This window comes from Allolucifera butyrica (assembly GCF_900476375.1).
GTDB classification, from domain to species: Bacteria; Bacillota; Negativicutes; order Sporomusales; family UPPP01; genus Lucifera; species Lucifera butyrica.
On the sequence record NZ_UPPP01000074.1, the window covers coordinates 43,241 to 68,475 of the forward strand.

Genomic DNA, 25,235 nt, shown 5'->3' on the forward strand with positions numbered 1-25,235 from the left:
TCGACGCCCGGCAATGAACTCCTCCCTCCCTGTCGGCTATTTTTTTCGGTATGTAGTTCCAAAACAATTCCGTAGCCGTTTTTAGTTCCGGGATACCGGCGTCAGAGAAAATTCCGCCACATCAACCAGTCCCAAATCGGTCAATTTTAATGCCGGTATTACAGGCAGACTTAAAAACGCCAAGGTCATAAACGGATCATACTCCGGTTTCACTCCCAAATCCCGCGCAAGCTGTCTGAGCAGGGATAATTCTTTTTCCACGGTAAATACATCCTGCTCGGACATAAGTCCGGCCAGCGGCAGCGGCAGGGAATGCAGGACCCGTCCCTGATTTACTACGGCTATACCGCCCTGGATACGCCTGATTTCCCGCGCCGCCAGTAAAATGTCATCATCATCGGCGCCAATGACAATCAAATTATGCGAGTCATGCGCAACGGTAGACGCGATGGCCCCACTGCGGAGTCCCAGTCCCTTGACCAGTGCGCTGCCAACATTGCCCGTATGATGATGCCGCTCAAAGACTGCCAGCTTTAAAAGATCTACCGCCGGGTCCGCGATATACCCGCCATCCTGAATAGGTGCTTGTATTTCTAAACGTTCCGTTATAATTTGATGCGGCACAAGACCAATTACCAGCGCCTTCTCCGAATGGGCGGGAATTTTCAACTTTTCCCGGGAAGGCATATTCAATCTGAGCGAATCCCGGATTGCCTGTTCAGCCGTTTTACGTCCACCGAATAACGGCGAACCCTCCCGGGCGACAACCCGGCCGTTTTTAAAAACCGTGGCGGGACGCCAGGTAGACAAATCGTCAAACACCAGCATATCGGCCCGGTATCCTGGGGCAATGGCTCCCAATTCCTTCAATTGAAAATATTCCGCTGTATTGATTGTGGCCATTTGCAGGACATGCGCCAGGTCGCATCCTGCCTTCACGGCCAGCCGTACCATATGGTTAATATGACCGAGGGAAATCAGGTCGGCCGGATGACGGTCATCGGTGACAAATAAACAATGCCGGGTCGTGTACTGGTCTACAACCGGCAGCAGGTCCAGAAGGTTCCTGGTCGCCGACCCCTCCCGGAGCATTACATACATCCCTAAAGCAAGCCGTTCCCTGGCCTCGGCCGGTGTTACACACTCATGGTCGGACTTGATACCGGCCGCAGCATAAGCAGCCAGCTCCTTCCCGGCAAGACCCGGCGCATGACCGTCAACCCGCTTGGCCGGCATAAGCTTCAGTTTATCCAAAATAATGGAATCTCCCTTGAGAACGCCCCCGTAATCCATTAATTCACCAAGACCCAAAACACGGGGATGTTCAATAAATTGGGTCAGATCCTCCGCCAGCAATCTGGCGCCGGAATTTTCCATAGTACTGGCCGGCACACAAGACGGCAGCATCATAAAAACAGTTAGCGGCAAACCTTCCGAAGCGTCCAGCATATAGCGAATGCCCGCCGCGCCGGCCACATTGGCCACTTCATGGGGATCAATAACCGCTGTGGTTGTACCGCAGGGTACCACAACCCGGGCAAATTCAACCGGACTGACCATGGAACTTTCAATATGCACGTGACCGTCAATAAAGCCGGGCGTCAGATACTTCCTTTCCAGGTTTATTTCTTCGTATCCTGTATAATCACCCACGCCGGCAATATAGCCACCGCAAACAGCCACATCACTGCGGTGGAATTTACCGGTAAATACGTTAAACACCTGGGCATGTTTCAAGACCAAATCAGCCTTGGTCTGCCCCCTGGCCACAGCAATTAAAGCTTCTACTGCTTTCACCTTATCCCACCTTACGTGAGCGCGGGTTCCGGTATCGCGCTAAATTTTCAGGTAATTTCTAGAAAGCATTCTTTTTCTCCTGCTTTTTTCAGTTTCTGCTCAAAAAATATCTTTCCATTCCCATAAAAACCGCCGCCGGCTGCGTTTGCAGCCGGCGGCGGTTTCTTCCCTGTACTTTAAAGAAAATTATTTAAACGGATTTTCGTCTTTATACAGCATGGAGGCCGGCTGATTGAAAGCGACGTCTTCAACACCCAGCATCTTCATAGCCGCAAACAACACTTTGCCGGCAGATTTAAAGGCAATACCGGCATGATGCGGATAGCGTTTGGCAATCAATACGTGCCGGTAGAATCTTGCCATTTCTTTCACGGCAAAAATGCCGATTGCGCCAAAGGATTTCGGATCCACGTCAATGACCTCACCATTCGCCACATAGCTGCGCAGTTGGCTGTCCGCCGTGCTCTGCAGCCGGAATAAAGTGATTTCACCCGGCCGGATCGTGCCTTCCAGCGTTCCCCGGGTCATATCCGGCTCTTTATCCGGTTCCAGCAGCCGGTGCATGATCAATTGATACTTCATAGCCGCCTGTTTCATACAGGATGCCGCCGTATTGCCGCAATGGAAACCCATAAACAGGTCGCATAACTGATAGCCTGCAAACCGGCTCTTATTGTTGTCGAACATATCCTGAGGCACCGTATTGTTAATATCCAGCAGCGTAGCCGGCATCCCGGTGGCGCAGGTGATGATATATTCGCTTAAAGCGCCGTAAATGTCTGTTTCACAGGCTACCGGAATTCCTCTGGCAGCCAGCCGTGAATTTACGTAGCAGGGAACAAACTTAAACTGCGTTTGAAAAGCGGGCCAGCATTTGTTGGCAAAAATCCCATACTCCGAAGCTCCCAGATTATTTTCGAGCCAATCCAGCAGGGTCAGTTCATATTGCGCCAGTTTGGGCAAAATTCCCGGATAGCCGTTTCCAGCCCCAAGCTCATCGGCCATATCTTTCACTACAGCCGGAATGCGGGGATCCTGTTCGTGTTTATTAAACGATTCAAATAAATCCAGTTCCGAGTTTTCCATAATCTCAACACCCAGATCATACAAGGGCTTGATCGGAGCGTTGCAGGCCAGGAAATCCTGCGGCCGGGGTCCAAAACCGAAAATTTTAAGTTTGGCCAGGCCCAGTAAAACGCGGGCAATATTCTCAAAATCGGCGACCATAGCGGCAATATCCGCTGCCGTTCCCACCGGATACTCCGGAATATAGGGATTGAGTTTTCTGAGTCCCAGATTATAAGAAGCGTTCAGCATACCGCAGTATGCGTCACCACGGCCATTAACCAGATTCTTCTCCGTCTCTTCGGCCGCGGCTACAAACATGGCCGGACCATCGAATTTTTGAGCCAGCATTGTCTCGGGGCCTTCCGGGCCGAAGTTACCGAGATAAACTACCAGCGCATTTACCGCTTTGTTTTTGAGTTCCGTCAACGCTTGCAAAACGTGTTTTTCGTTTTCCACGGCAACCGTTATTTCTTCAAGGGCAATTCCTTTTTGCCGGCAAGCCGCCACTACGGCTTTTCTCCTCTCCTCACTCAGCTGTACCGGAAAACAATCCCGGCTCACCGCCACAATGCCAAGCTTTACCTGAGGAATGTTGATCATTATCGTGAGACCTCCTTAATAAATAAATCAGGTTTTACCACTCCGGCCGTCTGCTTCCTACCGGTGGCACAGACCTCTTATCCAAACTTCTTTATTAAGTTCTTTATTAAGTAATTGAATTCCTGCTTTATTCCAGAATTTTCTCAAATAAAAAGAAAAAACCGCTGACGCGGTTTTCGGTAATTGAAATTGGCAATTAGATTTTGGAAAAACAACGAATTTATAAAAAAGACCGCCATCGCGGTCTTTAAGTAAAAAAATAATTAAAAATACAATAAAGTTTAAAAATGGGCCCCGCTGACAGCCACGGGCTCCGCTTCCCGGCTGGTTGCTTCCTCCACGGACCGGCAAATGATCTGCAGCATATGTTTTAGTTCCGCATGGGTCGTGGACAGGGGCGGCATAAATACGACTACATCCCCCACCGGGCGGATAAATAGGCCATATTCCCGGGCTTTCATGCAAACTTGGGCTCCCATACCGCAATGCCAGGCATACGGCACCTTATTAGCCGGGTCCGCCATCAGTTCAATGCCCACAATCAGGCCGCACTGGCGGACATCGCCGACATGCGCCAGCTGCCGCAGGGGCGTTAAATAGCGCCGGATGGTTTCAACTTTAGCCGGCAGCGCCTCAATCACCTTTTCATTTTGAAAAATCCGCAAGTTGGCTACCGCGGCGGCACAGGCTAAAGGATTTCCGGTATAGGAGTGACCGTGGTAAAACGTTTTCTTGTCAGACATCTCTCCCAGAAAAGCATTATAAATCTCATCTGTCGTCAGCGTGGCCGCCAGCGGCAGATAGCCGCCCGTAATCCCTTTCGAAAGGGCCATCAAATCAGGACTAACGTCTTCGTGTTCACAGGCGAACATTTTCCCGGTCCGGCCAAACCCGGTGGCTACTTCATCTACAATGAGCAATACATTGAAGCGCCGGGTTAATTCTCTGATTTTAGCCAGATAACCCGGCGGCGACATCAACATTCCGGCAGCAGCCTGAACCAATGGTTCCAGAACAACAGCCGCAATTTGCTCATGCTGTTCGGCCAGCACTTTCTCCATGGCCGCAACGCATTCGCCGCAGCATTCCTCCGGGGACGCGGCAAAACGGCAATGGTAGCACGAAGGAGAAGGCACCTGAATGGGGTCAAACAACAAGGGCTTAAATACCCGGTGAAACAAGTCAATACCGCCGACACTCACCGTACCGACCGTATCGCCATGATACGCCTGCTCCAGCGCCACAAAGCGGCATTTCTTTCCCAGCCCTTTATGCTGCCAGTATTGAAACGCAATCTTTATCGCCACTTCCATGGCTGTCGAACCATCATCCGAATAAAACACCTTGCGCAACCCGGCCGGCGCAATTTCAACCAGCATTTCCGCCAGTTGCGACGCCGGCACGTTGGCCAGTCCCAGCATAGTGCTGTGAGCTACCTTGCCCAATTGCTCGATAATGGCCGCGTCAATTTCCTTTTTCCGATGGCCGTGAATATTGACCCAGAGGGAAGAAACCCCGTCATAATATTCCCTGCCGTCCTGGTCGATCAGCTTATTCCCCTGCGCGGCCACAATCACGGTCTGCGGGGTTTCCCGCCAGCTTTTCATCTGGGTAAAAGGATGCCAGATAAATTCTTTATCCTTGGCTTCAAACTCATTCACGCTTTAACCCCTCCATCCGGCATAACAAATCGCTGATGCTCAGATGCTGTTCCGCCAGCCCGGCCAGCGATTCAGTCTTCCTTTGCGGCACGGAAACACCGGCTGCAAAAGGAAACAATCCCAGGACCGGCAAACCGGTCAGCCGTTTAATATAGGCAATATTGCTGCGTTCAAGCAAGCCGGCGCTTTCTTCCCGCCATTGATTGATAATGATGCCGGCCACGGGAAAACCGCGCTGTTTGGCATAGTTGGCCGTCAATACGGTATGATTAATGGCCCCCAGCCGGGGATTGGCCACGATAATCAAGGGCAGCTTCAGTTCCTCAATCATGTCGGCAACAAGATAATCCTGCCACAGCGGCGCCATAATCCCACCGACTCCTTCCACCAGAACCGTGTCGTAACGGGCTCCGGCCGAACGGCATTGGGCAATAACCGCCGCCATATCAATGGCAATGCCGCTTTCTGCAGCGGCCACAGCGGGGGTAAGTGCCGGTTTCAGGCATACAAAATTTACGGTGGAATAATCCCTTGCCTCCATGCCGGCCGCCTGCATCAGAAACAGCGCGTCTTCCGATTGCAGACGGCCACCGGCGCCTGCGGTACCGCCGGAAGCGACCGGTTTCACTACACCGACCTGCATGCCCCGGTTTCTCAGGGCCGCCGCAATCGCCCCGGTAATTACCGTTTTACCGGTTTCCGTATCAGTAGCAGTTATAAAAAAGCCTTTCATATGGATCCTCCCTTTAAAACTCCCAAATCCTGCGCCGCCTTGGCTATTTTTTGCACCGCCGCCGCCAGTTCGGTCTGTTCATGAGCGGCGGAAACGGTTAGCCGCAGCCGGCTGGCATCCGGCGGAACCGTAGGCGGACGAATGGCACTAATCAGTATGCCTGCCTCCTTCAGCGCCTGGGACAACTGCACCGCCTTGGCCGCTGAACCTACCATGACCGGAATAATCGGCGTCGGCTCCCGGCTAACGGCGAACCCGGCGTCAATCAGCTGCCGGCGTACAAATTGGGCATTAGATAACAGCCGTTCCGCTAAATCAGGCTGCTTTTTCAGTTCCCGGAGAGCGGCAAGAGCCGCCGCAACGCTCGCCGGTGACAACGCCGTAGAAAAAATAAAGCTGCGGGCTTTATTTACCAAGTAAGCAATCAGTTCCCTGCTGCCGGCCACATAGCCGCCTTCCGACGCCAGCGCCTTGCTGAGGGTCCCCATATGAATCGAAATCCGGTCCTTGACGCCCCAGTAGGCGGCCGCACCGGCCCCTGCCGGTCCGATTACACCGGCGGCGTGGGCCTCATCCACCATAACCAGGGCACTATACCGTTCCGCTAACTGAGTGATTTCTTTTAGGGGCGCCATATCACCATCCATACTGAATACCCCGTCAACTACAATCAGCCGCTGCCCGGTGCAGGGAACCTGCGCTAAACAGGCGGCTAAATGGGGCATATCGTTGTGGCGGAAAATAACTGTGCGGGCTTTAGACAGGCGGCAGCCGTCAATAATACTGGCATGGTTCAGGGCGTCGCTAAAAATCACGTCGCCGCTTCCCGCTACCGCGCTGATTGTTCCCACATTGGCCATATAGCCCGTATTAAATACTACCGCCGCCTCTGTTCCTTTGAACCGGGCCAGTTCCGTTTCCAGCTCGGCATAAAGGGGATGACTGCCGGTAGTCAGGCGAGCTCCCCCCGAACCGGTTCCCCAGCGGTCAATGGCCGCCCGGGCCGCCTCCTTCACCGCCGGAGAATGAGTCAATCCCAGATAATTATTGGACGCCAGCAGAAGGTAGGAACGTCCTTCAAGGCGAACATGCACCGCGTCTTCCGGAGCATAGGAACAAGTCTCCCGGAACAGATTCTCTTGCTTTAAGCCCGCCAGCGCTTCCTTCCAGTCTTTCATTTTACCGCTCCTCCGCCGGAACGGTGACCAGAACGGCCTCCCGTTCAAGATACCCGCATAAACGGTCCAAATCACTGCCCGGCTTAACAAAAAATACCCGTCCTCCCCGGGGGCTGCCATAGGGCTTCAAATGGGAAAAGCGGATATAGGCAGTCCCGGCGGCAACATAGCCGGTGGTATATTCGGGATCATCGGACCAGCAGAGTTCGGCCGCCACCTCGGTTGCCGCCGCTACTTTGGCGGCTAAAACCAGCGCTTCCCGCACATGAATCCCGCTCAGTCCGTTTTGCCGCAGCCAGTTGTTGTACGCGGCTTCTTCCGTAATATCCATGCGGGATACACGGACACCCCGCTGACCACGCCCGTCGAGCCGGCGGCCTGTCTGCGAGCATATCAGCATCGCACCATGCATACTGTCGTCCAATGACAATAATTGTTCAAACCCGGCCTCTGCCGCAACCGGGTTTACCCCGAAGCCGGCCAGTGCTCGCCGGGCCGCCAAGCGGCTTGTTTCAACGCCGGATTCAGCAACCGTCCGGACCGGCAGCAGGGGTACTTTTTTCACCGCTGCCGCCTCCATGGCCTCGATGGTCAGATTAATAAAATCAGCCCGCCCCCGGCTATGTAACATCGCCCTTTCAATCATTACCCCGGTCAAACGGGCAATCTCTTCCGCCGGAACCAGCCGCTCAGCTCCCGATATATGCCTGCCGCCTTGCTCATGCGAACCGCCCTGAGCCGCCCGCATTCTAACGCTGTATAACATGGATCATCACCTTGGTTGATTGATTTTTGATCTTTCTCAGTATCAGGGTTAAAGGCCAGGACGCGGCGGCTGTATACGCCATTCCCGGCAAAGCCGCCACCAGCAGCGGCCAGGGAGAAACATTCACTACCAACCCCACGACCATTCTGGCTGCCGCCGACGCAACCGGACCGGCGATGGCCACCACCGGCCAGGACGAACCGCCAAGATAAAGGACACCGCCTGCCGTTAGCCGGAATACCATCGCCACCAGCACCGCCAGACCATTCTGCGTGCCCAAAGCCAAACCCAGCAAGCTGGAGATCACCCCGGCTATAATATATTGGCGGAAACCGAAAACACCGCATATGGCGACAGCCAGCGGCGCCGAAAGCTGAAATTCCGTTCCCGGAAACAGTCCGGGCAGTTTTATGGCCCCGGTGATGGTAATCAATGCCGCCAATAATCCTGTTTCTGTCAATTGACGAATGTGTCTCAACCACTCTCTCCTCCTTTGCCGGTACTAAATCCCGGATGGTTAACCAAAACAAAATAACAAGTTAACAAAAGACATAAAAATAAAATGTCAACCATCTTCAATTTGTTCGTTAACATTACCTCCATCATATACCATACTCCGCCTGTTGTAAATAGCTAAAAAGCTTAACGCTTTACCAAATGCGGGCGAGGATACAGCCACCCCACGGGCGTATCCTCATAATCCGCGCATTGTCCCGAATCATTCTTCAGGCTTGACCCACCAGTCCGGTTTCTCATAGGCTTTCCGCACTCCAAACAACCGGCTGCGGTTTGCGAGGTAGTCCTGCTTAATTTGGGCCAGTAACCGGCTGTGTTCTTCCATTCCGGCCGGTGAATAGCGGGCCGGCTGCGGCGGCTGAAACTGAATCGCATACTCTGTACCGGCCGGCGCAATCCGGCCGGTCGCACCACACATAACACACCGGACTGCCCCGGACGGCGCGAGACGGAGCAGGCTGCTGCCGCAGCTTGGACACAAAAGGGAATCCGGCCAGTCACTGCCGGCACAGCCGGAATTTTCGCCGGCCGAAAGCAGCGCTTGCGCCAGTTCCCCCGCCCGGGAAAGCACCTCGGGCCGTACGGCTTCTCCCGGATTCGCCGCCCGGACGGTCATGTCACCTACTATCTCTAAATGAAGAAACCGGGCGAAATTATTGACCATTTCCCGGGCATACCCTTCCCAGCCGGCAATGCCGTAGGTTACCGCCGTGACACACCGCTTGCCGGCATACTGTGGCGCTTCGGCCAAAACGGAAATGAGCCGGTCGCCGATCCGCTTCAGGCTGGTATGACAACCCAGAAAATAACAGGCGGAAGCAATAATCACGCCGTCGGCCGCTTTTATTTTTGACAGTAAAAAAGCCAGGTCATCCTGGATAACACATTCCCGGCCGCCAGGCAGACAGGCATAGCAAGCCTTACAGGGCTTTATATCGAGCTCGGTCAGACGGATCATCTCTTTTTCCGTATCATCCGGCAATGCGGCAAACATTTCCCGCACGAGAATTTCCGAGTTTCCCAGTTTTCGCGGCGAAGCCACAAGACCAAGAATTTTCAAAGGAACTACCTCCGTTATATCAAAGAATGTGGGATTTATAGTTATTATAACAAAAAAACCGTACCTGCGAACGGTACGATTTTTATCATCCGGATCTTGGCATTTTTAAAGCGGCCTGAGCCCAACCCCGGGCTCCGGCCAAAACTGTCTAACGGTTTTCGCAACAGGTTTTACGGGCAATTTTCAACTTCAGTTCCTGATTGTCCATTTTTTCCAGACTGCCCGTAAGGTTGCCGCTCAACAGCTCCCCTTCCAGCCAGGGCGGAAGGTGTTTGCACACCACATCCAGCTGGTAAAATCCCCCTTGGCGGAGCAATGGCAGCAACACTTGCTTGGAGGTAATCCCGGAGCAGCCTTCCTGGATTTCTTTGATCGAAATCTGATAATGACCGGGGCCGATTTCCTGCGGCACCGGCACGGCGCATAATTTGCCTTCATCCTGGGAAGCCTGCCGGCTCGCTTCCTCCTCCGCCAAAACGGCATCCAAAAACCCGGCCGGGATTCCTTCATATTCCCATACGCTGACCCGGCCTTTTTCCAACTCATAATAGGGTACGCCGGTAACAGACAAAGCAACAAAGACGGAGCAATTTTCCAGAAAACGCAGAACTTCCGTCATCTTGTCCCTCATTTCCCGTAAACCCCGTTCCTTATCAAGACCAAACGGCATGGCCCGCGTAATGGTCCAAATTCCCTGCTGCCGTTTATAAATACTGATTGTACCCGGTTCATATAAGGAAGCCGTCGCACCGTCCCCGCCGGTAAACACTGCAATTTCCCGGGACATAACATCACCCTTTTTATTAAATTTCCAACCGTTTCACTACCTTACCGCCTTTGATATGTTCCGTAACAATTTCCTCCACGTCTGCCGGCGTTACGGCGCCATACCATACATTGCCGGGATATACCACCACCACGGGCCCTTTTTCGCAGAGCCCGAAGCAGCCCGTGTTGGAAACAAAGACTTCACCGCCTAAATCCTGGTCTTCAATTTCTTCCATAAATTTGGCGACAATAGTAACGCCTTCTTTGGAGTGGCAATAGCCCTTCTGCTGCCCCGTAATCCGGGAGCTGGTGCAAACAAAAATATGATAGGCGGGTTTTCTCATTCGATTCACTCCTTCATTTTTCCTGACTGCCGGCCAACTGGGCCTGCGCAAACCGCAATCCGTCTTCGACGGTATAACAGTATTCCACACTTAAAATTCCTTTTTGCCGCAGCTGTTGCTGCGCGCTGTGCCCGATCCGCATGGTCAGCACGGCATCACAGTCCTGAATGGTCTCCAGGATGGCATCCCGTCGGGATTCTTCGCTGTCACATTCCTCCATCCCCAGACAATAGCGGTCGGTCGGTCGTTTCTCCAGCAAATGAAACTCCGGTCCTGAACCCTGAAAAATAAGAAATTCCGCCGCATGGCCGAAATGCAGGTCAACAAGGCGCCCATAGCGGGACGTTACGGCTATTTTAACCGGCTTGGACGGTGGCATGGCCGGTTGTTTCCTTTCCTTATCCCGGTTACGCAGGCAAAATTCCTGCGAACGGTCTTCCCCCAGCAGGCCGATGGCATCGGCCCGGCACTGCCGGCAGTGCCGCATTTGCGGCAAATCCGCCTGACACCGGTTACGCATGTCGTTGATTGCCTTCATGCTGGTCTGGGGAAAATGCTGAAACACACTGCCGCCGGCCGGAATCAGGGGCATGATATTAGTAATAAAAGCGCCTTTTGCTTTGACTTCGGCCACCACTTCGGGAATATGAAAATCATTAATCCCGGGTATCATGACAATATTAACCTTCACCACCACGCCATTGCCGGCCAGATAAGTGATGCCTTCCATTTGATTCTGCAGCAGAATTCCGGCCCCCTCAGCCCCCGTATAGGTTTTTCCCTGATAACTGACAAACCGGTAAATTTGCGCGCCAATTTCCGGCTCCAGGCAATTGACCGTGACAGTAACATGCGATATGCCCAGCTCCACAATTTCCGGGACATAGGCGGGAAGCATCAGTCCGTTGGTGGATAAGCAGACAAGAATACCGGCGTCGGCGTCCCGGATCAATTCAATGGTCTCTCGTGTTTCCTGCCAGTTCGCCAGGGCGTCGCCCGGACCGGCAATGCCGATCACGCTTAGATTGTCGATCTTCTCCCGGACCCAGTCAAACTTTTGCCTGGCCGCAGCCGGGGAAAGGATTTCACTGGTTACCCCCGGCCGGCTCTCATTTACACAGTCATATTGACGGTTGCAATAGTTGCAGCTAATATTGCACAGAGGTGCAACAGGAAGGTGCATCCTGGCGTATTTATGATGCGCCGCCAAAGAAAAGCAAGGATGTTTTTCCGTCCACGAATAGGAACACCCCATTCTGTTTTCACCTCCATTTTTTAGTCGCCAAACTTAGTTGGCCTGATAATATTGATCGTACAGCGTCCGGCGGTACGATCCGTGCTTTGCTTCCAGAAGGGTATTCGTCAGCCGGTCCAGGAAAACGGCTGTCCCTGTATAGCCGACAGACAGCAGTCTTGGTCCGCCAACCCGGTCAAGAATGGGAAAGCCGATGCGCACCAGGGGGATTCCCTCTCTTTCCGTCAGATACCGTCCGTCGGAATGACCAATGGCAATATTGGCTTTCTTTTGCCGGCTGACAGTCCGGATTTGGACAAAATCGGCTTCCTCCAAAAATTCAACCGGCTCCGGACAATCCCGGGTCAGCTGCGACAAAACCGCCCTTAACGGCCCCGGCCTGCTCCCCGTCGCCACAGCGACCGGAAAAATGCCATTTTCCATACAAACGGCCGTCACGGCATATACCAGTTCCGGCTCCCCGAAAATAACACTGCGGCCCTGAAAATTGTATTTATGGGAATCCACCATACAATCCAATAAACGGCCGCGCTCGCGCTGCAGCGCTTCCGGTACGGGACGGCCCGTAATTTCACTCAGTACGGCCAAAAAGCGGTCCGTATTCTCGACACCCAGGGGAATGGGTACAGTATAAAGGGGCACGCCAAAGGTATCGGCAAGATATTTACCCGGCGACAAGTCATCGGCCACGGTCATTCCCATCTGAATCGTGGCCGGCGCTCCCGGCATGGCCCGGATATCGGCAATCCGGGTTCCGCCTTCAGGCATCTTGGTATAAGGCCGGACAAACGGCCTGTCCAGGGTATCGGAAATATCGGGACAAAGGGTATAGTCCACCTGCATGACTGCCAGCAGACGTTTAATTTCTCGGATATCCGCCGGACTTAAGTTAGGAAGCAGCAGATTAATTTTGTTATGTTTGGGGGCTGGCGCCGCCAACTGGGCAATAATGGCCCGCAGGGTGTAAAAATAGCCCTCCGCATGGCTTCCCCCGTAGCCCGGCGTGGAAACCGGGACAATAAATAAGTCGTCCAGTCCGTTTTGTTCCCGGTACTCGGCCGTAATCCGGTTCACATCCTCGCCGATCGTTTCAGCCAGGCAGGTTGTGAGCACGCCGATCAACTGCGGGTTATAAACTTTACGAATATTATCCAGGGCCAGACGGAGATTCTTTTCCCCGCCATAAATGGTACCCTTCTCATTCAGAGAAGAGGAACCGATATCAATGGGCTCGCTAAAATGCTCGGAAATATGGCGCCGCATATAGGTGCTGCAGCCCTGGGAACCGTGCAAAATTACCATAGAGCGCTCAATTCCCTTCAAAGGCAGGATCCCGCCCATGGGCATGCACATATTGCAGGGATTCTCATTTACATTACGGCAGCATTCTTCTTTCATTTTTACTGTCCCCCTTCCGGCCGGACATAGTTCCATACAGGCGAGCAAACGGTTGAATACACTTCCCGGGCGAAGTTCACGGCGCCGGTAAAACCGCTCAAAGGATGTTTGCGGTCGTGGTTATGGTCAATAAAGGCGATGCCCAGTTTATAGGCCAGTGGGCGCTCTTTGACGCCCCCCACCAGGAGATGGGCGCCTTTTTCCATCATGAATTTTTCCAATTCCGACGGATTGGCGTCATCCAGAATCACCGTACCGTCGTCGACCAGTTCGTTGATGACCTGATATTCTTCCCGGCGGCCCGTCTGTGTACCGATCATAACCACATCAATGCCGATTTCCCGGAATTGTTTGATAAGAGAAATGGCCTTGAAGCCGCCGCCTACATAAACGGCCGCTTTTTTTCCTGCCAGTTTGGCCCGGTACCCCGCAAGCACCGGCTGCACCGCCGCCATTTCTCTAGCCACCAGTTCTTCGGTGCGGCGCATTACGGCCGCATCTTCCGTCATGACGGCGATTTTGCGCAAGGACTCCCTGGTATCCTGGACCCCCAGGAAAGAAACCTGCTGATAGGGAATCTGATAGAGTTCTTCCATTTTCCCCGCCAAATAAGCCATGGAACCGGCGCACTGAATGATATTGAACGAAGCCCGGGCCGCCTCTTTCAGGGCTGCGTAGCTGGAATCCCCCGTAAACACGGCATTTACCGTAACGCCGATTTGCTGCAAATAGTTGCGGATAATCCACGCTTCTCCGGCCAGATTGAAGTCACCCAGATAATTGACGGATTTGCCGTGCTTTGCCGTTGCCGGCCCGGCCGGCACAATAAGCCGGAGCAGCGCATCACAGGCCGCCCGGTACCCAGCCGACTTATTGCCAATAAAGCCGCTTGACTGTACGGGAATCACTTCAATTTTATGTTTTTGCGCCGCCTTTTTGCATACCGCTTCCAAATCATCGCCAATGACGCCGACAATGCAGGTGGAATAAACAAATACCACCGGCGGCCGGTAAGCGGCTACCAATTGATCAATGGCTGCGGCCAGCTTTTTCTCACCGCCGAAAATCACGTCCTGTTCCTTCAAATCGGTGGAGAAACTGTTGCGGTACAACTCGGAGCCGCTGCTCAGGCTGCCGCGGATATCCCAGGTATAACTGGCACAGCCGATGGGGCCGTGGACCAGATGAATGGCGTCGGTAACCGGGTTTAAGACGACCCGCGCACCGCAATAGACACAGGCGCGCTGACTGACACAGCCGGCAATGCTGTCCGCATCACAGCGCAGCTGATTTTTTTGTTTTCCTTTGGTTACAATAAAGGCTTCCCGCTCTTTGATTGCCAGCTCCGCACTCAATCGGTTCACCCCTCTCCGCCATTTAGTTTCTTGCCTTACATAACCAGCTCAAAATCTTCATCCTTAGCGTCCCGATCGGCCCGGTCAAGCAGTGCGCCGCTGATCATTTCAATCAGCCGCATGGCGCCGCGGTAGCCGACGATAGGCAGATAGGAATGGACGCTGCGGTCCAGCACCGGAAAACCAACCCGGATAAAAGGAATATCCTCCGCCCGGGCAATGTATTTGCCATACGTATTGCCGATGAGCAAATCGACGGGCTGGTTTTTAATCCACTGGTGCAGCAGGAATAAATCGCCGCCGGCTTTCACATTGGCCGACAGTTTCGCTTCCGCCAGCATCTGCTGAATATCCTCTTCAAAACTGCCCATGCCCGAACCGATGGCACCGCCCGGCGTGCCTGTCAGCACATGAACGGGAATCATGCCCAGACTGAGGACATATTCGGTCAGACCAGTGACAATATCAGGGTCGCCGAAAATGGCCACTCTTTTGCCGTGGAAATGAAAATGCGTATCCGTCATGATATCCACAAGCTGGCCCCGCTCTTCTTCCAGTTCGTAAGGAATCTCCGCCGCAAAGGTGCCCCTGAGAGCCATCAAAAACGCGTCGGTCGCCTTGATGCCGATCGGCGTTTTGAGCGCGACGGCCGTAACTTTGCATTTACTGCTTAGTAGTTCCGCCGCCTCGCTGGAGGCAAACCGTCCGAGGGCGACGGTCAGTTTGGAATTCCCCGTGTCTTTCAATTGTTCAATGGTGGTGCCGCCGCGGGGATACATGGCAAACTCCCCGGTCATAGGCGAATCGACCACCCCCGACGTATCGGGAAAGAGAATGAACGAAATTCCCATGGCTTTCACCAGGCGTTTAATCTCCCGCATATCGCCGGGATTGACAAAACCGGGAACAATATTCACCTGGTCTTTCTTAACCCCGCCCGCCGTTTCCGCCAGATAGCTCACCATGGCCTTGGTCATATTGGAAAAACCGGTTACATGCGAGCCCTGGTAGCTCGGCGTATTGGCATGAATCACGACTTTGCCCGGCGGAATTTCAGCCGCCTTAATCGTGCTGGGAATATCATCGCCGATGGTTTCAGAAAGGCAGGTGGTATGAACCGCGATTACATCGGGACCATAGATATCAAATACATTTTTGATCGCCGCTTTCAAGTTGGCTACGCCGCCAAAAACGGACGTACCTTCCGTAAAACTGCTGGTTGAGGCCATGATCGGATCGCGGAAATGGCGGGTCAGGTGCATGCGGTGAAAGGAACAGCAGCCTTGCGAACCATGGCTGTGGGGCAAACAGTTGTGAATTCCCAGAGCAGCGTACATCGCGCCGATAGGCTGGCAGGTTTTAGCCGGATTAATCAGGCCGCCGCTCTTTCGTTCAAGCATTTCTTTGGGTGTACAGTCCAGCATATTAAGCCACTCCTTCCGAATTTACCGCGCCGTTTAACAGCGGCTGATCCTTCCAGGGCGGTACAATAAAATTCCAGGTCGGCGAAGCAAAGGCCATGCTCACGTCCCGGGCAAAATTCACCGCGCCGCCAAAACCGGCGTAAGGACCGCTATAATCATAAGAATGCAGTTGTTTAGCCGGAATCCCCATTTTTTGGACGACATATTTATCTTTAATACCGGAAGCGAATATGTCCGGCTGCAGCAGTTTAATAAATAGTTCCGTTTCAAAATGATTCAGGTCATCCACAATTACGGTGCCGTCCTTCATTTCCACACTCATGCCGGCATAATAGCTCAACGGGATTTTAGCCTTGAGTTCGGCCATTTTTTCCGGCGTCAGTTTCAGGCAAAACCGCCTTTCATCCTGCTTGACATGCAACTCGGGAATGTTCTTGGTATCCGCATCCAATTTAATGTCGGGAATGACCTGCCGTCCTTCATAATCATCGCGATGGGCAAATTCATAGCCCGCCAATACCGTTTCGATGCCCAGCTCGGCAAACAGTCCCTGATAATGATGGCCGCGCGAGCCGCCGACAAAGCAAAAGGCTGTTTTGCCTTCGCAAATTTTCCGGTATTGTTCCAGGCCCTTTTCCGCCTTAGCCGCTTCGCGGGCAATGACTTCCTCCGTCCGCTGCAGTAGACCCGGGTCATTAAAATAGAGCGCCATATTCCGCAAGGATTCTATGGTGGACTGGATGCCAATGAAGTTTACTTTCAGCCAGGGTGTCCCGTATTTGGTCTCCAGCATCTCGGCAATATAGTTGATGGAACGGTGGCATTGCACCAGATTTAATTCGGCCACATGGGCATTCTTTAATTCTTCATAGGAACCGTCACCGGTCATGACGGATACGATAGTATAACCGATTTCTTTCAGCACCCGTTCAATTTCCCAGCTGTCACCGCCGATATTGTATTCCCCCAGCATATTAATAGGAAATTTTCCCGGCGCTTTTTCCAGGTCGCCGGCGCCGATCACCCGGTCCATGAGGATGTTGTTGGCGATATGATGGCCCGCCGACTGGCTGACCCCCTTATAGCCTTCACAACTGAATGCCATAATCGGAATGCCGTGACGCTCTTCGGCCGCTTTGGCGACGGCATTGATATCGTCACCGATCAGTCCCACCGGACAGGTGGCCGATACCGTAATGGCGTGGGGTTTGAAGATTTCCACCACTTCGTCGATGACTTTGGCCAATTTCTTTTCGCCGCCGAAAACAATATCGCTTTCCTGCATATCCGTGGAAAAACAATAATTCATAAAATTCTGGGTGGGGTCTTCGGACTTCGCTTTATTGCGGCGGGCCCCCCAGGTATAAAAAGCGCAGCCTACCGGTCCGTGCACAATGTGCACCATATCTTTAAGCGGCCCCAGCACCACACCTTTACAGCCGGCAAAGGCGCAGCCGCGGTTGGTGATGACGCCGGGAATGGTCCGGGTATTGGCTTCAATCTGCTGGTGCTCCAAAGAGGTGTCTCTAACAAACATGTGTTTTTTACGATTTTTTTGCACTTTCGGAGAATATTGACTCAACATCTCTTCTAATTGTTGTTCCGTAAACGCCATATTGACGCAACCCCTTTCTGCTAAATTGCGTTGTCGCCGCTTTCTCCGGTACGGACCCGCACTAGGTCCAGCACCGGTAAAACAAAAATTTTGCCGTCGCCCACCTTTTTATCGGTTTTATTGGCCCGGATGATCGCGTCCACAATCTGCGGCACGGCGTCATCCTGGGCCATAACGGTAAACAGACGGCGGGGAAATAACCGGGTCCCGTCGAGAAAACCCTCAATCAGACGCTCCGTTTCCTGGTCGTCTTCGGCATAAGCCCGGGCCATCAAATCGGCCTTCCGGTCGGCGATCACCGCTTTATCCTCGACCAGCTTACCGCGGCCCAAAACCTTAAACGCCGTGAAACCGGCCGCTCCGGCCTCGACCAGGGCCCGTTTGGTGGCGCCGGTTTTATCCATACGAACTACTGCTATAATCTCTTTCATAGCGCCGCCTCCTACAAACCCGCGGCGGCGGTGGAAACAGTGTACACTTCCTCAATGGGACTGACAAAAATTTTGCCGTCGCCATAGGCGCCTTTTTCACTGGTTTTGGCCGTACGCAAAATGACCTGGATCACATCGTCTTTATCTTCATCCCGGACCGCCATCATAATCAGCACCTTAGGAATTTCATCATAGACGATGCTGCCGATCTTAATGCCCTTTTGCTTGCCGCGGCCTACCACGTCCACAACGGTAGCGGCATGGAACCCCGCTTTCGACAGTTCAAATAATAATTCATCCTTCTTTTCCGGTCTTATAATCGCTCTGATTAACAGCATGAATTTCACCCTTTCTATTTGACTCGACAACTGCCGAAAATGAGAGACTACGCTATGGCGTCAAGAAAACCGTGCTGCATCATCAGTTCTTCCAGGCGGTCCTGCGTCATCGGCTTGGGGATGACAAACATCTTGTTTTCACTGATGGCTTTCGCCAACTGCCGGTATTCGCCGGCCTGGTCCGCGGCAGGATCAAAATCGATTACCGTTTTTTTGTGGATTTCCGCCCGCTGGACAATATTGTCGCGTGGCACAAAATGGATCAGCTGCGAGCCGAGTTCTTCCGCGAACGCCTTTAACAAGGCGTATTCATTGTCTACTTTACGGCTGTTGCAAATAATGCCCCCCAGCCGTACTTTCCCGGAAGTGGCGTATTTTTGAATGCCTTTGGAAATGTTGTTAGCCGCATACAGGGCCATCAGTTCGCCGGAAGCAACAATATAGATTTCCTCCGCCTTGCCTTCCCGGATCGGCATGGCAAACCCGCCGCAGACAACGTCGCCTAAGACATCATAAAACACATAATCCAGTTCGCTGGTATAAGCGCCTAACGATTCCAGCAAATTAATGGAGGTAATAATTCCCCGGCCGGCGCAGCCTACACCCGGTTCCGGGCCGCCGGATTCCACACAGCGCGTTCCTTTAAAACCGGGTTTCAGGATATCGTCCAAGTCGATATCGTCGCCTTCTTCCCGCAGCGTATCCAATACCGTTCTTTGACACAAACCATTTAATAACAACCGGGTTGAATCGGCTTTCGGATCACAGCCGACCACCATAATCTTAGCACCGGCTTCCGCCAGGGCCGCCACCGTATTTTGGGTTGTCGTCGACTTGCCGATCCCGCCTTTACCATATATAGCCACTTGTCGCATAACAAAATCCTCCTTATTTAATTAGCCTTGAAACGGCTTCAATTTTGGTATTGAAAAAGAACAACCTGCTGGGTATAATTATAATTAGGCAGGTTAAAATAACCCTGGTGCCACTGGGGTAAAGACTGCCGCTGCTTCATGGGTACCGCAATTACCCGTGAAGCTTTTTTAATTTCATTCCATTATTTGCTATAATAGTCACCTCCTTATTTTCCTCAAAAAGCGCAAAGAGGCCAGAAACAAAATCGTTCCTAAGCCTCTTCGCTTAAAGGACTGCCGGAAGGAAATATTCCGCCGGGACGTCATATAAAATTGAGGTTCAGTGACGGGAATTTGCACAAAAGGAGCTTATGAATGATTTTCATAAGCTCCTTTGCTTTACCCATCTGCTATTTTACACTAAATGTAACACAAACAACCGAATTGTGCAACCCACTAGCAAAAATTCGCAATATTAAATCTTCACACAAAAAACATTTGTCTACTGCGCAACTATCCCAACTGACTCATTTTTACTTTCAGTACCACTTTGCGGACAGTACTTTTCGTGCCGGCCTCACACCCGGGACGATGAACATCCCAGGGAAAAAAGACGGCATACATTCCGGCCGACAGCTTGATTTCCGTTTCCTTCTCGACGGCCGCATAAAAAACCACGTCTTTCTCCTTTAGTCTATCTTCCGTAACAACCATTGCTGCGGTACGTACACCAAACCCAATAACTTCTTCCCCGGCGGCAATATATTGTATGTCCGCGTAAACCGCATGCGTTTCCGGCTTTTTCTCCGCTTTTGGTTTGGTTTCATACTCCGAGACCATGGCATACAAGGCGTCGCCGTCGATATCATAACGTCCGGGTGACATCTCGCTAAACCGGTTGTTCTTTAAATACTGCAGTCCTTTTACCAAGGCCGGCGGTAGAAATTTCCCCTCCTGCTCCAAATTGTCAACATGTCCTAAAATCATTCTTTAACCCCCTAACACAGTAATCGATTTTTCTCTTTCCAGAATAATCCGTTTGGCTTACCTAGTCTATTTCTCCCTCCATCGTCTTCTTCCTCTAACATAAGGCGATTCTTCTGCCGTTTTACAAGAAAGACCTTAAGGGTCTTTTAGTGGAAGGAAAGTATTTTACTTTTCGGCTTTCTTAAGAAGAATGTGTTATTTAGAAACAACTCGAAAAGTTATACTTTCCGATCCCATGAGAAAAACCGCCAGCGCGTTTTTTTACCGGACCGCAATAAAGCGGATGGTTTTATTGGTTTGAACCTCGATTGTATATTGTGCCAAAACGGATTTTTTTAAGTATACCTTATGTTCAATTTGCAGGGTGGCACTCCCGTTTTCCATCTGCAACAAGCCGGCCAATTCTCCCTCCACCTTGATGGCCGTAACATTCTTAATGGCATGGCTAATTCCATATTTACAGTCTTCTTCAATATATTTAAACACTGAACCCCGGGGAGTTTTGGCGGCATCAAAATTTCTAAACAGATATTGCGGCATATACGTTTCTTCCAGGACGCAAGGAGTGCCGTTGATCGTGCGCAAGCGAATATAGTGGTGCAGCTTGCTGCCAACCGGCAGATTGCAGATAGCGGCCAGCCTTTCATTGGCCTCAATCAGATCAGACTGCAAGATTTGATTTTCCAGGTCCACATCCGCTTCAATCCGTTCCGATAATGTGGTCATCGTCCGCTCTTCATAAAATTCGGGAGGATTCACAAAAATTCCCGACCCCTGCTGGGAATGCAAATATCCATCCTGTTTTAGCTTGGCTATGGCCTTTCTTACGGTAGTCCGGCTGATTCCGTAAATCCCGCACAACATCTCCTCCCCTTCCAAAGGAGCCCAGGGAGTATAGATGCCGTTCAAAATCTTTCTTTTAATATCTTTATAGACAGCAGCATATTTCAAGCTCGGTTCCTCCCGTTTCTCTTTCATTCACAGTTACAAAAAATAAAATGATTCTTTACACAGTAAATTCACCAGCACAGGAACAAATTCCTTTATATATATAGCATTTCCGCCATTTCCCTTGGACATGTATCTACTAATTTGTATTTACAAATTAGTAGATACATGTTAGCATGTAATTAGGATAAAAATACACGGGGGTGCTACGTATGCTTGATACAGTACTTTCGAAGGAATTCATTTTAATCCCGCTGGAAGCCGATACTAAGCAAGCGGCAATTTACAAACTGGCGGCGCGGCTGCATGAAAATGGCCGGTTAAATGATTTAAATGCTTTTCTGCAGGCGGTGTGGGAACGGGAAAAAGAATATTCCACCGTTCTCAACGACGGAATCGTCATACCTCATGCCAAAACAAACACCGTTAAGCAAGCGTCAATCGCCGTGGGAATCAGCAAAAAAGGAATTGACTGCGGCGCCGAAGATAATAACTTGTCCCGGTTTTTCTTTTTACTGGCCGCTCCTGACGATGCCGATGCGATACATATCCGTAATTTAAGCAAACTATCCTGTCTGTTGTTAGAGGAAGAGATCCGGGAATCTTTGCTCCGGGCCAACAGCGCCGCTGAAATTCTGGCAATCCTTAAGCAAGACCGTTAACGGTCTTGCGGCTCGTGGCGCAGGGCCCGGGGTGCAAAAGACCCGTACGAAGATACCCCGGGAAAAGTTAATTGTAACTTTTCCCGGGGTATTTGTTAATGTATCAGAATTTAAGAGGTTGCAAGTTCTTACGGATCAAGAACTGACAGGATTGCGAGTAGGTCTTTCCGTACCTTGAGCCCTGCGCCATGAGCTAAGAGCCGAAAAACCGCTGCGCGGTTTTTCTTAAAGCAGCCCCAATTTTTTCATAACGGCCACAAATTTTTCCGTATCAACCGGCTTGGCGGCAAACGCTTCACAACCGGTATTAAATGCTGCCCTTACTTTGTCCGTCTCGTCCAATACCGTGGTGATAATGACTTTAACACTGCCGGCTTTCGGCACGGCTTTTTGTTTTTCAATATCCCGCACCACTTTGAGAGTCTTCAGTCCATCCAGGTTCGGCATCATGATATCCAGACAAATCAAATCATACGGCCGGCCTTCATCCCAGGCAAGCATAAAGGCATCTACCGCTTCCATCCCGTCCACGACCAAATCGCAATCACCATATTGGGAAAGAAATTTAAACAGAAATTTCCGGCTGGCGAGATCATCCTCCGCGATTAAAATTCTCATGGTTCTTCGCTCCTTTTCCCTTTATAAATAATTTGCCGTCCCGGAAATACTTACTTTCTCAAGCATAGCCGCCGCTGCCTGACCTAAGTTTCCGGCATTTTCCCAATCGCCCTTTCTTACGGCCAGTTGAATTTTAAAAAAGAGGGTACGCATTTCCGTCCATTCCATTTTAGCTGCCAGAATCTTCAGCCCATGCGCCGCCTTTTCAGCCCGGGTTCCCTGTTTCCCCGCCAACGCCGGCCCGAGACCGGCAAATGTCTGCCTGATTTGATTCAATAGCTGTTCCCGGCTTTCGGCAGCATCTGCCGGCGCATTCCGGACTGCCAGGGGAACCATGGTGGGGAATACCCTGCGTATTACATCAACTAATTCCCGGGGCTGAAACGGCTTGGCCAGATATTCGTCCATCCCCGCCGCCAGGAATCGTTCCCGGTCGCCGCTTAAAGCATGAGCTGTTAAAGCAATAATCGGCGTATGGACTCCCGCTTTCTTTTCCATTTGCCGAATCACCCTGGTTGCTTCCAAACCATCCATTTCCGGCATTTGCCCATCCATCAAAATCAGATCATACTTCTCGCGGGTTACTGCGTCAATTGCCTCCCGGCCATTGTGAGCAAACACAACGGTATGCTTCTGTCCGGACAAAATGCCGGCAATTATTTTTTGACTTATTTTGTCGTCTTCCACCAGAAGCACTCGCAGTGCCGGAACCGGCTCTTCGGGTTCCGGCCGGGGAATATCGGCCGGCGGATTCTCCTGCCGGTTATCGCCGGATTCCAGCTCAATCGTAAAATAAAAGCGGCTGCCAACTCCCTTCTGACTGGTGAGCCAGATCGTTCCGCCCATCATTTCCACCAGCCGTTTCGAGATAACCAGACCGAGGCCCGTGCCGCCGTATTTTCGGCTAATCGAACCATCAACCTGGCTAAAACTTCTAAATAACCGTTCCTGCTCTTTGCCGGTAATACCGATTCCGGTGTCCCGCACCATAAACAGCAAAACCAGACTGTTGTCGCGGGAATTTACCACCGATACCTCTAAAGCCACTTCTCCCGCTTCGGTAAATTTAACCGCATTACCGATTAAATTATTCAAAACCTGCCGCAATTTACCGGCATCTCCCCGGACAAAAGGCGGCAGCTCCGCATCCCTGCTGTAGGTTAAGGTTAACATCTTCTCCTGCGCGGGTAAGGTATGAGTCTTGATTATATCGGCAATCAGTTCGCCGATATTAAATTGGACTTTGTCCAGCATCATCTTCCCGGCTTCAATTTTGGAGAAATCCAGAATGTCGTTAATAATGTGCAACAGAGAGTCGGCACAATTTTTAATAATTGCTGCATTTTCCCGCTGCTCCGCCGTCAAACCGGTTAACAGCATCAGATCGGTCATACCGATAATACCGCTCAACGGGGTTCGAATTTCATGACTCATATTGGCCAAAAACTCGCTCTTTACCCGGCTCGCCGCCTCGGCGGCATCTTTCGCTTCCTTGAGTTCGCTTAAAATACGGTTTCGTTCGGCATCAATCTGCTTACTCCGGGTTATATCATCGATTACCATCACGATGTGCTGCTTTCCCTCAAGAATAATCGGCACCGAGCTAATTTTCAGCCAGCGGGAAACCGGCCTGCCATAACGGATAAACAAATGTTTGGTCTCAAGTCCGTTAATCGCGGCATTAAATTGATACGCCCGCCGCAGCATGTTGTGCAGTGAACAGGAGGAGCAAGCAGTGCCATAACCGCAGCCCTTAGGGTGTTCCCGGCTGTGAATACAGCCCAGTCCGTGACCGATCCGCCGGTTTAAAACCTGTTCCTCTTTCCGGTCCAGCATGGTGAGCAGACAGTTATTCACCCGGTCAATCAGCAGATTCTCATTAAAGGAGAGCATCCCCACCGGGGCAAAATCAAAAATTGTCTGCAGATTATTCTGTTCTCTGGCAACACTCTCCTCGGCCAGCTTTATGCGGGTAATATTACGAAAAACCAGAACGATCCCGGTCGTCTCACCCTCCTCGTTGATTATGGGTGAACAACTGGCGGAAACAAATTTCTCACTGCCGTCTCTGGCGATCAAGACTGTGTCGTAGCTTAGTCCCACGGGCTTCCCTTTTTCCATGGCCGCCAAAAAGGGATTGGGCAACCGTTCGCGGGTTCTGGCATTGACAATGTGAAACACTGACTCCAATTGCAGCGCGAAGGCGTCGGGACCGGTCCAACCCGTAAGATTTTCCGCTGCTTTATTGATAAAAGTTATGCAACCCGCTAAATTAGTAATAATGACTCCGTCGCCAATGCTGGCCAGCGTAAACAACATCTGCGCATTAAAATTTAAAACGGACAGTTTGCTATCCATAACTCACCGCCTTACTAACGAAAACAATTTGCGCGGAATTAAACCAAGCGGAATCTGTTCCTGCACAGCCCCTATGTCAAAAGCCGCTTTCGGCATGCCGTAAACAATGGAGGACTGTTCGTCCTGACCGATAGTCCTTGCTCCGGCCTGCCGCATTGCGAGCAAGCTTTTGGCGCCGTCATAGCCCATGCCGGTTAAAATTACGCCAACCGCATTACTGCCGGCTTGCTGGGCTACGGAATGAAAAAGGACATCCACCGACGGACAATGCCCGTTCACCTTTTCGCCCCGGAAACACTCAACCAGGTAGCCGTTACCGGTCCGTTTTATGCGCATATGATAATCGCCCGGAGCGATCAAAACCCGCCCCGGCAGAATTAGATCTCCCGTTTGAGCTTCTTTCACCTCCACGGCACAGGTACTGTTCAGCCGTGCGGCATACATGGAGGTAAAAACCGGGGGCATGTGCTGCACGATCACCGTACCCGCCATATCGGCGGG

The 25,235-nt window shown here is 51.7% G+C and carries 24 protein-coding genes; 1 reads left to right on the top strand and 23 read right to left on the bottom strand.

The window, feature by feature from the left end; translation table 11 throughout:
• Nucleotides 1-81: 81 nt before the first annotated feature.
• The 20 genes from ade to LUCIF_RS13370 all read right to left on the bottom strand — a co-directional run bounded on the left by ade (nt 82) and on the right by LUCIF_RS13370 (nt 21,099).
• Complete coding sequence (gene ade, locus LUCIF_RS13275; RefSeq protein WP_122628380.1) at nt 82-1,797, bottom strand: adenine deaminase; 1,716 nt, start codon at nt 1,795-1,797, stop codon at nt 82-84.
• A gap of 186 nt (nt 1,798-1,983) precedes the next feature.
• The gene (locus LUCIF_RS13280) at nt 1,984-3,465 is read right to left on the bottom strand and encodes an L-fucose/L-arabinose isomerase family protein (protein WP_122628381.1); all 1,482 of its coding nucleotides are present in this window, start codon (nt 3,463-3,465) and stop codon (nt 1,984-1,986) included.
• A 281-nt stretch (nt 3,466-3,746) separates the two neighbouring features.
• Nucleotides 3,747-5,126, bottom strand: a complete 1,380-nt coding sequence (bioA, locus tag LUCIF_RS13285) for an adenosylmethionine--8-amino-7-oxononanoate transaminase (RefSeq protein WP_122628382.1) — start codon at nt 5,124-5,126, stop codon at nt 3,747-3,749.
• A complete protein-coding gene (gene bioD, locus LUCIF_RS13290) occupies nt 5,119-5,859 on the bottom strand; it encodes a dethiobiotin synthase (RefSeq protein WP_122628383.1) in 741 nt (246 codons plus the stop codon). Before bioD ends, bioA begins: the two co-directional genes overlap by 8 nt.
• A complete protein-coding gene (gene bioF, locus LUCIF_RS13295; RefSeq protein ID WP_122628384.1) occupies nt 5,856-7,037 on the bottom strand; it encodes an 8-amino-7-oxononanoate synthase in 1,182 nt (393 codons plus the stop codon). The genes bioD and bioF overlap by 4 nt, the downstream gene beginning before the upstream one ends.
• A gap of 1 nt (nt 7,038) precedes the next feature.
• Nucleotides 7,039-7,803 (bottom strand): 6-carboxyhexanoate--CoA ligase, encoded by a 765-nt coding sequence (locus LUCIF_RS13300; RefSeq protein ID WP_122628385.1) that lies wholly within the window; start codon nt 7,801-7,803, stop codon nt 7,039-7,041.
• Nucleotides 7,787-8,281, bottom strand: coding sequence for a hypothetical protein (locus tag LUCIF_RS13305; protein WP_122628386.1), 495 nt, complete (start codon nt 8,279-8,281; stop codon nt 7,787-7,789). The genes LUCIF_RS13300 and LUCIF_RS13305 overlap by 17 nt, the downstream gene beginning before the upstream one ends.
• Before the next feature lie 240 nt (nt 8,282-8,521).
• Complete coding sequence (locus LUCIF_RS13310; protein ID WP_122628387.1) at nt 8,522-9,379, bottom strand: flavodoxin family protein; 858 nt, start codon at nt 9,377-9,379, stop codon at nt 8,522-8,524.
• 148 nt (nt 9,380-9,527) lie between these two features.
• Nucleotides 9,528-10,166 carry a Fe-only nitrogenase accessory AnfO family protein gene (locus LUCIF_RS13315; protein ID WP_122628388.1) on the bottom strand — a complete coding sequence of 213 codons (639 nt, stop codon included), beginning with the start codon at nt 10,164-10,166 and terminating at the stop codon, nt 9,528-9,530.
• Between the two features lie 16 nt (nt 10,167-10,182).
• Nucleotides 10,183-10,491, bottom strand: coding sequence for a 2Fe-2S ferredoxin (locus LUCIF_RS13320; RefSeq protein ID WP_122628389.1), 309 nt, complete (start codon nt 10,489-10,491; stop codon nt 10,183-10,185).
• A 13-nt stretch (nt 10,492-10,504) separates the two neighbouring features.
• Nucleotides 10,505-11,746 carry a nitrogenase cofactor biosynthesis protein NifB gene (nifB, locus tag LUCIF_RS13325; protein ID WP_122628390.1) on the bottom strand — a complete coding sequence of 414 codons (1,242 nt, stop codon included), beginning with the start codon at nt 11,744-11,746 and terminating at the stop codon, nt 10,505-10,507.
• A 33-nt stretch (nt 11,747-11,779) separates the two neighbouring features.
• Nucleotides 11,780-13,144 (bottom strand): nitrogenase component 1, encoded by a 1,365-nt coding sequence (locus LUCIF_RS13330; protein WP_122628391.1) that lies wholly within the window; start codon nt 13,142-13,144, stop codon nt 11,780-11,782.
• Nucleotides 13,145-13,146: 2 nt separating this feature from the next.
• A complete protein-coding gene (gene nifE, locus LUCIF_RS13335) occupies nt 13,147-14,499 on the bottom strand; it encodes a nitrogenase iron-molybdenum cofactor biosynthesis protein NifE (RefSeq protein ID WP_122628392.1) in 1,353 nt (450 codons plus the stop codon).
• Nucleotides 14,500-14,534: 35 nt separating this feature from the next.
• A complete protein-coding gene (gene nifK / locus LUCIF_RS13340) occupies nt 14,535-15,923 on the bottom strand; it encodes a nitrogenase molybdenum-iron protein subunit beta (protein ID WP_122628393.1) in 1,389 nt (462 codons plus the stop codon).
• A gap of 1 nt (nt 15,924) precedes the next feature.
• A complete protein-coding gene (gene nifD, locus LUCIF_RS13345) occupies nt 15,925-17,538 on the bottom strand; it encodes a nitrogenase molybdenum-iron protein alpha chain (protein ID WP_122628394.1) in 1,614 nt (537 codons plus the stop codon).
• Nucleotides 17,539-17,558: 20 nt separating this feature from the next.
• On the bottom strand, nt 17,559-17,969 hold the full coding sequence (locus tag LUCIF_RS13350) for a P-II family nitrogen regulator (protein WP_122628395.1): 411 nt from the start codon (nt 17,967-17,969) through the stop codon (nt 17,559-17,561).
• Nucleotides 17,970-17,980: 11 nt separating this feature from the next.
• A complete protein-coding gene (locus LUCIF_RS13355; protein ID WP_122628396.1) occupies nt 17,981-18,307 on the bottom strand; it encodes a P-II family nitrogen regulator in 327 nt (108 codons plus the stop codon).
• 47 nt (nt 18,308-18,354) lie between these two features.
• On the bottom strand, nt 18,355-19,182 hold the full coding sequence (gene nifH, locus LUCIF_RS13360) for a nitrogenase iron protein (RefSeq protein WP_122628397.1): 828 nt from the start codon (nt 19,180-19,182) through the stop codon (nt 18,355-18,357).
• A 492-nt stretch (nt 19,183-19,674) separates the two neighbouring features.
• On the bottom strand, nt 19,675-20,148 hold the full coding sequence (locus LUCIF_RS13365; protein ID WP_122628398.1) for a NanQ anomerase/TabA/YiaL family protein: 474 nt from the start codon (nt 20,146-20,148) through the stop codon (nt 19,675-19,677).
• A 261-nt stretch (nt 20,149-20,409) separates the two neighbouring features.
• Nucleotides 20,410-21,099 (bottom strand): GntR family transcriptional regulator, encoded by a 690-nt coding sequence (locus tag LUCIF_RS13370; protein WP_165865998.1) that lies wholly within the window; start codon nt 21,097-21,099, stop codon nt 20,410-20,412.
• Nucleotides 21,100-21,308: 209 nt separating this feature from the next.
• Here LUCIF_RS13370 and LUCIF_RS13375 point away from each other — a divergent pair, with 209 nt between their 5' ends.
• A complete protein-coding gene (locus LUCIF_RS13375; protein ID WP_122628400.1) occupies nt 21,309-21,758 on the top strand; it encodes a PTS sugar transporter subunit IIA in 450 nt (149 codons plus the stop codon).
• A gap of 225 nt (nt 21,759-21,983) precedes the next feature.
• Here the strand turns inward: LUCIF_RS13375 and LUCIF_RS13380 are convergent, their stop codons facing one another.
• From LUCIF_RS13380 to LUCIF_RS13390, 3 genes are all read right to left on the bottom strand, one after another.
• Complete coding sequence (locus LUCIF_RS13380) at nt 21,984-22,376, bottom strand: response regulator (protein WP_122628401.1); 393 nt, start codon at nt 22,374-22,376, stop codon at nt 21,984-21,986.
• Nucleotides 22,377-22,397: 21 nt separating this feature from the next.
• Nucleotides 22,398-24,734, bottom strand: coding sequence for a PAS domain-containing hybrid sensor histidine kinase/response regulator (locus LUCIF_RS13385; protein ID WP_122628402.1), 2,337 nt, complete (start codon nt 24,732-24,734; stop codon nt 22,398-22,400).
• A 3-nt stretch (nt 24,735-24,737) separates the two neighbouring features.
• On the bottom strand, nt 24,738-25,235 hold a 498-nt coding region (locus tag LUCIF_RS13390), incomplete at its 5' end, for a CheB methylesterase domain-containing protein (protein ID WP_133306300.1).